9 protein-coding genes are annotated in these 9,384 nt (G+C 77.6%); 1 reads left to right on the plus strand and 8 read right to left on the minus strand.

Going from position 1 to position 9,384, the window contains the following annotated elements; genetic code table 11:
* Window positions 1-97: 97 nt before the first annotated feature.
* From QSK03_RS30705 to QSK03_RS30740, 8 genes are all read right to left on the minus strand, one after another.
* Window positions 98-1,012 (minus strand): copper transporter, encoded by a 915-nt coding sequence (locus QSK03_RS30705; protein ID WP_285659400.1) that lies wholly within the window; start codon window positions 1,010-1,012, stop codon window positions 98-100.
* The gene (steA, locus tag QSK03_RS30710) at window positions 1,012-2,205 is read right to left on the minus strand and encodes a putative cytokinetic ring protein SteA (protein WP_285659401.1); all 1,194 of its coding nucleotides are present in this window, start codon (window positions 2,203-2,205) and stop codon (window positions 1,012-1,014) included. The genes QSK03_RS30705 and steA overlap by 1 nt, the downstream gene beginning before the upstream one ends.
* 105 nt (window positions 2,206-2,310) lie before the next feature.
* A complete protein-coding gene (gene recN, locus QSK03_RS30715; RefSeq protein ID WP_285659402.1) occupies window positions 2,311-4,251 on the minus strand; it encodes a DNA repair protein RecN in 1,941 nt (646 codons plus the stop codon).
* A 97-nt stretch (window positions 4,252-4,348) separates the two neighbouring features.
* On the minus strand, window positions 4,349-5,266 hold the full coding sequence (locus QSK03_RS30720) for an NAD kinase (protein WP_285659409.1): 918 nt from the start codon (window positions 5,264-5,266) through the stop codon (window positions 4,349-4,351).
* Between the two features lie 77 nt (window positions 5,267-5,343).
* Window positions 5,344-6,168: a TlyA family RNA methyltransferase gene (locus QSK03_RS30725; protein ID WP_285659403.1), complete on the minus strand. Its 825-nt coding sequence runs from the start codon at window positions 6,166-6,168 to the stop codon at window positions 5,344-5,346.
* 5 nt (window positions 6,169-6,173) lie between these two features.
* On the minus strand, window positions 6,174-6,392 hold the full coding sequence (locus QSK03_RS30730) for a hypothetical protein (RefSeq protein ID WP_285659404.1): 219 nt from the start codon (window positions 6,390-6,392) through the stop codon (window positions 6,174-6,176).
* A 65-nt stretch (window positions 6,393-6,457) separates the two neighbouring features.
* On the minus strand, window positions 6,458-7,459 hold the full coding sequence (locus QSK03_RS30735) for an HAD-IIA family hydrolase (protein ID WP_285659405.1): 1,002 nt from the start codon (window positions 7,457-7,459) through the stop codon (window positions 6,458-6,460).
* Window positions 7,456-8,010: a hypothetical protein gene (locus QSK03_RS30740; protein WP_285659406.1), complete on the minus strand. Its 555-nt coding sequence runs from the start codon at window positions 8,008-8,010 to the stop codon at window positions 7,456-7,458. The genes QSK03_RS30735 and QSK03_RS30740 overlap by 4 nt, the downstream gene beginning before the upstream one ends.
* Before the next feature lie 39 nt (window positions 8,011-8,049).
* Here QSK03_RS30740 and QSK03_RS30745 point away from each other — a divergent pair, with 39 nt between their 5' ends.
* Window positions 8,050-8,265: a hypothetical protein gene (locus tag QSK03_RS30745; RefSeq protein ID WP_285659407.1), complete on the plus strand. Its 216-nt coding sequence runs from the start codon at window positions 8,050-8,052 to the stop codon at window positions 8,263-8,265.
* The last annotated feature ends 1,119 nt before the right edge of the window (window positions 8,266-9,384 follow it).

The following is a 9,384-nucleotide window of genomic DNA, read 5'->3' on the forward strand; positions in this document are numbered from 1 at the left end:
CGGGCGATTCTCCGATCGGAGACTCCGCGATCCACGGGACCTCACGGTAACACCGCGTCGCCGCCTCGCCCGGGTGACCCCACACCCGGTCGGCGCGTCACCCCGCCGCGGGCTGCGGGGTGAACGTCCCCGCCGCGGGTCCGTAGACGCCGGTGCGTCCGTCGGCCTGCTCGCGCAGGGCCAGCACGGTCGCGATCCGGGACGCCGGGCCCTCCAGCCCGTCGACGGTCGACAGGCCGCTGCGCAGCGCCATGTCGGTGCGCACGGTCGACACGACACCCGCCCCGGTCCGCCCGGCGAGCACGGCGCCCGCGCCGACGCGGTCCATCGCCCCGGCGAGCCGGGCGAGCGTCGTGTCGCGCGCGGGGTCGGTCCCCGCGCCCGCCACGACGAGCGCGAGCTCGGCGGGGCTCGGGTCGAGCGCGTCCGGGCCCTGGACGTAGCCCGCGTCGGCGAGCGCCCGCAGCGCGGTCGAGGCCTCCGGGCCGGTGGTGCGCTCCGCCGCCGGTCCGGGCCGGGCGACGAGCAGCGAGCCGAGCAGCGAGCCGGTCAGCGTGCCGGTGTCGGTGGTGGTGGGCAGCTGGGCGCCGGCGGGCAGCAGCCGCGGCACCAGCGCCCGCAGCGCCTCGGCGCGGTCCGGGGCGGTGGCGGCGTCGGTGAGCGCCAGGCGTCCCGTCACCTGTCCCCCGGCGCGGCCGATGAGGTCGGTGACCGCCTCGACGTCGCCCGGGTCGGCCCCCGGCGCCGCGAGGACCGCCACGCGACGCCCGGGCAGCACCCCGGCCACGGTCGAGGGCGCGCCGGCGGCGACGAGACGCTCGGTGGCGCCGAGCCGGTCGCCGAGGGCGTCGCGGTCACCGCGGAGCACCACGACCTGGCTCGCGAGCTCGTCGCGGTCCGAGGTCAGCGCGCCGAGCACGCGCCCCGAGAGCGCCGAGGCCCCGAGCACCACCCCCAGCGCCAGGGCCAGCAGGATCGCCGCGATCGACACGACGTGGTAGCGCAGTGACATCAGCCCCCGACCCCCCGAGCGGCGGAGACGGTGGCGTCCCAGCCCTCCCGCAGCAGCATCACGATCGCCTCGGCCAGCCCGCTCGCGAGCAGCGCCGCCCCACCGACGGCGACGACGGCCAGCAGCAGGAGCAGCACCGCCCCGGTGGTGACCCGGTGGCGGTGCAGCGCGGCCACGGCCGAGGAGTCCACGAGCGTCGGGCCGAGGCGCAGCCGCGTCAGGACGGTCGACGGGTTGCTCCCCGACCGGCCGCGGTCCAGGAAGCCGGTGAGCGTGGCGTCGAACCCGCACGCGACCACCAGCGAGGCCCCGTGCCGGTGCGCCAGCAGCAGCGCCATGTCCTCGGGGTTGGCCGACGACGGGAAGCCCAGCGGGTCGATGCCGGCGTCCTGCAGCCGCGCGAGCCCGGCGATGTGCCCGTCGGTGTCGGCCGGGATCACGACGTCCACGGCCTTGCGGGCGAGCTCCGGGTCGATCTCCAGGGCGGTGCCGACGACCACGGCGGGCGTGTAGCCGGCGGCGCGCAGGCTCTCGGCCCCGGACCCGACGCCCAGGAGGACCGGCCGCTCCTCGCGCACGAAGTGCTTGAGCCGCCGCAGCTCGGCCACGTGGTCCGACCCGGGCGCGACGACGAGCACCGAGCGGCCGTGCACCGCGGTCTCCAGCCCCGGCACGCCGACGCCGTCGAGCAGCATCCCCCGCTCGCGGCCCATGAACTCGGTGGTGTTCGCCGAGAACGCCTCGAGCTGGGCGGCGAGCCCCCATCGCGCCTCCCCGAGCTGGTCGGCGACCGTGTCGGCGGTCTGCGAGAAGCCGCGCGCGACCTCCTGGTCACCGACGTAGACCCCGCCGTCGTGCAGGCGGACCGGCGCCCCGTCGCGCACCCGGCGCAGGACCCCGTCGCCGACGTCGTCGACCAGCGCGATCCCGGCCTCGGTGAGGATCTCGGGGCCGAGGTTCGGGTAGCGGCCCGAGATCGACGGGGACACGTTGATCACCCCGGCGACGCCCGCGTCCACGAGCGCGTGGGCCGTCGCGCGGTCGAGGTCGACCTGGTCGATCACGGCGACGTCGCCCCGTCCCAACCGGCGCAGCAGCTCCGGGGAGACCTCGCCGCCGGACCGACCGCCGAGGCGAGCCGGACCGGCGACCCCCGCCGGTGCCTCCTTCGTGCGCCCCCGTGGCCACTTCATGCCCGCCACCCCGCACCCGTGCCGCGACCGCCGGAAGTCATGCCCTCGATGGTCGTCGGCGAGGGCGCGTGGACGGAGCCGACGCGCCGGGCGGGGACGCGCCGGTCACCCGGCCCGGCGACTCCGGCGTGTCCCGCTACGGCGTGTGGTCGCCGCACCACGGTCGATCGGGGTCGGCGCGGCGCCCGCCCCTGTGTCGTCGGCGGCAGCCGTCCGCTCGGCGGCCGCCGCGGCGATCAGCTCCTCGGCGTGGGCGCGTCCGGTCTCGGTCTCCTCGGTGCCCGCGAGCATGCGGGCGAGCTCGACCACCCGCTCGCCGTCGTCGAGCAGCCGCACCGCGCTGCGCGTGACCCCATCGGTGCCGTCGACGGCCTGCAGCCCGCCCTTGTCGACGACGAGGTGACGGTCGGCGTACGCCGCCACCTGCGCGAGGTGGGTGACCACCACGACCTGGTGGGTGGCCGCCAGCCGCGCGAGCCGGCGCCCGACCTCGACCGCGGCGCGCCCGCCGACCCCGGCGTCGACCTCGTCGAACACCAGCGTCGGCGTGGTGTCCGCGCCCGCGAGCACGACCTCGACGGCCAGCATCACGCGCGAGAGCTCGCCGCCCGACGCGCCCTTGTGCACGGGCAGCGCCGGCGCGCCCGCGTGCGCGGTGAGCAGCAGCTCGACCTCGTCGACGCCGTCGGGCCCGGCGACGACCGTGCGCCCGTCGACCACCAGGGCGTCCTGGCCGCCGCCGTCGCGCACCCCGACCGCCATCTGCACCGAGGCCGCGCCCATCGCCAGCCCGTCGAGCTCGGCGGTCACGGCGGCGCCGAACCGCTCGGCGGCCTCGCGCCGCGCCGCCGACACCGTCGTGGCGTGCCCGGCGAGCTCGCCCGCGAGCGTGTCGGCCTCCGCGGCGAGGGCGGCGAGCGCCTCGTCGGACGTGTCGAGGCCCTCGAGCTGCGCACGGGCCGACTCCGCCCACGCCAGCACGCCGTCGACGTCGGCGGCGTACTTGCGGGTGAGGCCCTTGAGCGCGGCCTGGCGCTCGAGCACGTGCTCGAGGCGCTGCGGGTCGGCCTCGAGGCGCTCGAGGTAGTCGGTGAGCTCCGCGGCGGCGTCGCCCAGCAGCGCGGCGGCCTCGGCGAGCCGCGGGTCGAGCCCGGCCAGCGCCGGGTCGTCGCTGCCCTGCAGGCGCCGGCGCGCCTCCCCGAGCAGGCCCACGGCGTCCGGGTCCTCCCCCGTGCCGTCGGGCGGGCCCGCCAGGGCGGCCAGGGCCGCGGACGCCGTGGCCCGCAGCTCGTCGGCGTCGGCGAGACGGCGCGCCTCGGCCACCAGCTCGGCGTCCTCGCCGGGCTGCGGGTCGACCGCCTCGATCTCGGTGAGGCCGTGGCGGAGCATGTCCGCCTCCCGCGTCATCTCGCGGGCCTGGTCGCGGCGACGGGCCAGCTCGGCGACCGCCCGCCGCCACGCCGCGCGGGTGCGCCGGTAGGCGGCCAGGGGCTCGGCGACCGCGGCGCCGGCGAAGCGGTCGAGCACGGCGCGCTGCTCGGCGGCGCGGAGCAGTCGCAGCGCCTCGTGCTGACCGTGGACCGCGAGCGCCGCGTTCGTGACGTCACCCAGCACCGCCATCGGCACCGAGCGCCCGCCCAGGTGCGCCCGCGAGCGCCCGTCGGCCGACACCGTGCGCGCGGCGATGAGGCTGCCGTCGTCGTCGAGCGCCGCGCCCGCGTCGGCGGCGAGACGGAGTGCCGAGCGCGGGACGCCGGCGTCGTCGGCGTCCTCGGCGTCGGCGGTGTCGTCCTCTGCCTCGGCCTCCTCGGCCTCCTCGGCCTCCTCGGACGGCGGCAGCAGGAACCGGCCTTCGACCATGGCCCGCGAGGCGCCGCGGCGCACCCGCGAGGAGTCGGCGCGGCCGCCACCCAGCAGGTGCAGCCCCGTGACCACCATCGTCTTGCCGGCCCCGGTCTCCCCCGTGACCACGGTCAGCCCCGGGTGCAGATCGAGGGTCGCGTCCTCGATCACCCCGAGACCCTGGATCCTCAGCTCGGCGAGCACGGGCCTCACGGTAACGGGCCCGTCCGACGCTCCGGTGCCGAACACGCCGATCCGATCGAACACATGGTCGAACGGTCGGTGGCTGGCGGTCGACGGGTCAGCGACGGCGCCCCCGCCAGCCCTGGACCGGGAGACCGAACTTGCGCACGAGCCGGTCGGTGAACGGCTGCACGCGCAGGCGCGCGAGCAGCACCGGGTTGCGCCCGCGGACCACCTCGACCCGCGAACCGGGCGGCAGCTCGATGGTGCGCCTCCCGTCGCAGACGAGGACGCCGGCGTCGCCCCGGTTCGACACCTCGAGCGCCACCGTCGACTCCGGCGACACCACCAGCGGCCGCGCGAACAGGGCGTGCGCGTTGCTCGGCACCAGCAGCATCGCCTGCACCTCGGGCCACACGACCGGTCCGCCCGCGGAGAACGCGTAGGCAGTCGAGCCGGTCGGCGTCGCCACCAGCACCCCGTCGCAGGCGAACTCCGAGACCGGGCGCGCGTCGACCTCCAGCACGACGTCGAGCAGGCGAGCCCAGTTCATCTTCTCGACGATCGCCTCGTTGAGCGCCCACGTCCGCCCCAGCTCGGTGCCGTTCTGGTGGGCGACGACGTCGACGGTCATGCGCTCCTCGACGCGGTACGTGCGCCCGACGACGGCCTCCAGCACCGCCTCGAGGTCGTCGGTGTCGGCCTCCGCCAGGAACCCGACGCGCCCGAGGTTCACCCCCAGCATCGGCACCCGGGCGTGACGGGCGAGCTCGGCCGCGCGCAGCAGCGTGCCGTCGCCGCCGAGCACGAGGACGATCTCCATGCCGAGCGCGGCGTCGGAGTCCGCGTCGACCGTCCGCGGACGCAGGTCCTCGGGCAGGTCGTCGAAGAGACCCTCGGCCGTCGCGTACTCGTCGGTGAGCAGCCGCAGCGCGAAGCCCGCCTCACCGAGGCGCCGGGCCGCCTGCGACGCGACCTTGCGCGTCGCCTCCCGACCGGTGTGCACGACGAGCAGCGCGTTGCGGGGCCCCGACACCTCGGCGGAATCGTCGGCCCCCTCGACCTGCGTGCCCGCACCGACCCCGGTCACCGGCGCCCCTCCGTTCGTCGTGCTCACGTCGGTCCCCGCTCCACGGCCCGGCGCACCAGGGCCTCCTCGTCCACGTCCTCCCCGTCGCCCCGGCGCAGCCAGCAGAAGTACTCCACGTTGCCCGACGGGCCCGGCAGCGGGCTGGCGACGACGTCGCGCAGCACGAGCCCGCGCTCCCGGGCGGCCGCGACGACCCCGAGGACCGCCGAGGCCCGCAGCGCCGGGTCGCGCACGACACCACCGGACCCCAGCCGGTCCCGGCCGACCTCGAACTGGGGCTTGACCATCGGCACGAGGTCGCCCCCCGGGACGGTGCACGCGACGAGCGCGTCGAGCACCAGCCCGAGCGAGATGAACGACAGGTCGGCGACGACGAGGTCGACCGGCCCGCCGATGTCCCCGGGGCCGAGCGCGCGGACGTTGACCCGGTCGTGCACGGCGACCCGCGGGTCGGTCTGCAGCGCCCACACCAGCTGCCCGTAGCCGACGTCGACGGCGACGACCTCGCGCGCCCCGCGCCGGAGCAGCACGTCGGTGAACCCGCCGGTGGACGCGCCGGCGTCGAGGCAGCGCCGGCCCTCGACGGCGAGTCCCTGCGGCTCGAACGCCTCGAGCGCGCCCAGCAGCTTGCCCGCGCCCCGCGAGGCCCACCCCGGGTCGTCGACGTCGTCGCGCACGACCACGGCCGCGGCGGTCTCGACGGCCGTCGCCGGCTTGGTCGCCACCGTGCCGCCGACCGTCACCCGGCCGTCGGCGATGAGCCCGGCGGCGTGCTCCCGCGACCGCGCGAGGCCGCGCCGGACCAGCTCGGCGTCCAGGCGCAGCCGGCGGGCGGTGGACCGCGCCACCGTGCTCAGGTCCGGTCCACGTCGGCCAGCACCGCGACGAGTGCGTCGTGCACGGCCTCGAACCGGGTGGCCTGGTCGGCGGCGTCGAAGGGCTCGTCCCGCTCGTCCCACGGCAGGGCGTCGACGGCCGCGCGGAGGGAGTCCAGCGCACTGTCCGCGGACGGCGGGACGTCGGCCGGCTCGCTCGACGCCGCGCGCCCTCCGTCGTGCCCGGGCACGGTCATCGCGTGTCCTCCCGACGTCGTGGGCACGTCACCCGGCTGGTCGTGTCGCCGTCCACGCTAACGCGTCAGCCGGTGGGCAGTCCGAGCGCGCTGATCATCCGGGCGGCCCGGTCGTCCGCGGCCCGGACCCCGGGATGCCCGTCCGACTCCCACGCCACGCGGCACAGCGCCCGCAGCGCCGCGGCGGCGTCGTCGCGGGTGTCGTCCCCGTCCGCGCTCAGCACGAGGGCGTCGCCGTCGCGGTCCACGCTCCAGCCGGCGGTGTCACCCGTCGCCACGTGCGTCGGCGCGAGATCCCCGTCCAGGACGGTGAGGTCGGCGCCCAGGAAGGTCGGGCGGTGCCCGGGCGCCGCGGGCAGCAGGTCGGCGGCCGTCGAGACGCCCGTGAGGACGAGCAGGGTGTCGGCGTCGATGGCGTGCCCGCCCGCGATGTCGGTGTCGAGGCGGTCACCGATCACGAGCGGGTGCCCCGCACCGGCCCGGTCGACGGCCTGTCGCAGCAGCGGCGCGGCGGGCTTGCCGGCCACCTCGGGCTCGCGACCGGACGCCGTTCGCAGTGCCGCGACCATCGACCCGTTCCCCGGCATGAGCCCGCGCTCGTTCGGCAGCGTCGGGTCGACGTTGCACGCCACCCAGTGGACGCCGCGGTTCAGCGCCAGCCCCGCCTCGGCGAGGATGCGCCACCCGGTGTCGGGCGAGTGCCCCTGCACCACCGCGACCGGGGCGTCCTCGTCCGACCGCACCGGGGTCAGGCCCACGAGACGGATCTCCTCGGCCAGCGCCTCGGTCCCGACGACCAGCACCGGGTCGCCCGGCTCGCAATGACCGGCGACGACGGCCGCGCCCGCCTGCGCGCTGGTGACGACGTCCTCCGGCACGACCGTCAGCCCCAGGGACCGCAGCTGGTCCGCGACCTCGTCCGGGCCCCGCGACGCGTTGTTGGTGACGTAGGAGACGGTGGCGGTCCGGCGCACCGCCTCGAGGCTCTCGACCGCGCCCTCGATCGCCTCCGGACCCCGGTAGACCGTGCCGTCGAGGTCGACGAGCAGCGCGTCGTACCCGGTCACCCCTCCGACCCCGCCACTCCGGACGTGTTGTCCTCGCCGGTGTCGGTCGCGTCGTCGGTGTCCGCGTCGACGTCTTCGTCGGCCTCCGGAGCGCCGACGCCGAGCATGATCGCGCGCTCCTCCGCGTCGGTCTCGCCCTCGACGTCGGTGCGCGCCGCCTCGAGGAACGCCCGGACCGCGTCGTCGGTGCGGCCCGCGGCCTGCAGCGCCTCGGCGTACGCGTAGAACAGCCGCGGCACCCACGGGTCCTCGCGGGTGGCGTCGAGCTCGGGTACCTGCAGGCCGACGACGGCGGCGTCGTCCTCGCCCAGGTCCCGGCGCGCGCCGGACACCACGATGAGCAGCTCGACGGCGTCCTCGGTGTCGAGGTCGGCGGCTTCCGGGCTGCGCGAGAGCTCGATCGCCCGCTCCGGCCGCCCGAGAGCCCGCTCGGCGTCCGCCATCACCGGCAGGTGGCCGTCGCCGCCCATCCGGCGGCTCGCGCGCAGCTCGGAGAGCGCCTCGGCCCACTCCCCGGCGTGGTACGCGGCGAGCCCCGAGGCCTCGCGCACGATGGCGACGCGGCTCGCCCGGTGTCGCGCGAACCGCGCGTGGGCGAGCGCCGCCTCCGGCTCGTCGTCGACGAGCTCGCCGACGGCAACGAGATGGCGGGCCACCAGGTCGGCGAGGTCCTTCGGGAGGCCGCGCAGGTCGCGCCGCGCCTCGGGGTCGAGCAGGTCGGCGGTGACGTCGTCGGGCAGCGGCGGCGCGACCGGACGCGGCGCGGCGTCCTGGTGCCGCTCGACCGGCCGCTCCTCGCGCGGTGACGCGCCGCGGCCACCGTCGTCGCGGGTGTGCGTGCCCCGGCGATCCTCGCGACCACGGTCGGGACCACGATCTGGCCCGCGGCGCCCGCCGTCGCGGTCGCCGGGCCGTCCACCACCGGGCCGCCCGCCACCGGGACGGCCGTCGCGGGGACGGTCGCCCCGCGCGCGGTCGCCCGCGGGCCGGTCGTTGCGCGGACGGTCTCCCCCGCCGCGGTCACCCCGGGGACGGTCGCCCTGGGGACGATCACCCTGGGGGCGATCGCCTCGCGACCGGTCGTTCCGCGCACCGTCGTTCCGGGCACGGTCTCCCGGCGCCCGGTCGTCACGGGACCGGTCGTTCCGCGGACGCTCTCCGCCGGCGCGGTCGTTCCGGGAGCGGTCCTCGCCGGGACGCCCTGCCCGCGGCGCGTCGTCGCGAGCTCGACCGTTGCGCGGTCGATCACGATCCGGGCGGTCGGAGCGCGAACGGTCGTCGCGGCCGCGGTCGTCCCGCGGTCCGTCCGTTCGCGAGCCGGGGCGTTCGGAGCGACCGGAACGGGGACCGCCCGCGTCACGCCGCGGCCGGTCGTCGCCGGTGGCGCCACCTCCGGGGCCACGGTCGTCCCGCCGGCTGCGGTCGTCGGTCCGACCCCGCCCGGCCGAGGACGGTCGGTCCCGGTCGGGGCGTCCACCACCGCCGCGTCCACCACCGCGGTCGTCACGACGGTTCTCGCCGCCGCGCGGTCCTCCGCGGGAGTCCTCACGCCCCCGCGGGTCACCGCCGCCGGCCCGCCGGTCGGGACCGCCCCGGGGGCGATCCCCGCTGCCGCGGTCGTCGCGACGGGGGCGGTCGCCTCCCGCGCGCCCACCGGCGGTGCGCCCACGGGGGGCGCCTCGAGGCCCCTCGGACGGCCGGTCGTCCCGGGCCGATCCGGACGAGCCGGCGCGACGGCCACCGTCGCCGGCGCCGTCCGACGGATCCGACGACATGACGGGCCTCCTGTGGACATGCGAACGGGCAGGGCTCCGGCCGGAGTCCTGCCCGTTGGGGGTGGTGCTGTGCTGTTTCCCGGTCCCCGGGTGGTGTGGGGGTGGTCGGGTGTTCCGGCGGTGTCCTACTCTCCCACGACCTGGCGGTCG

Origin of the sequence: Actinomycetospora sp. NBRC 106375, assembly GCF_030269665.1 — a bacterium.
GTDB lineage: Bacteria > Actinomycetota > Actinomycetes > Mycobacteriales > Pseudonocardiaceae > Actinomycetospora.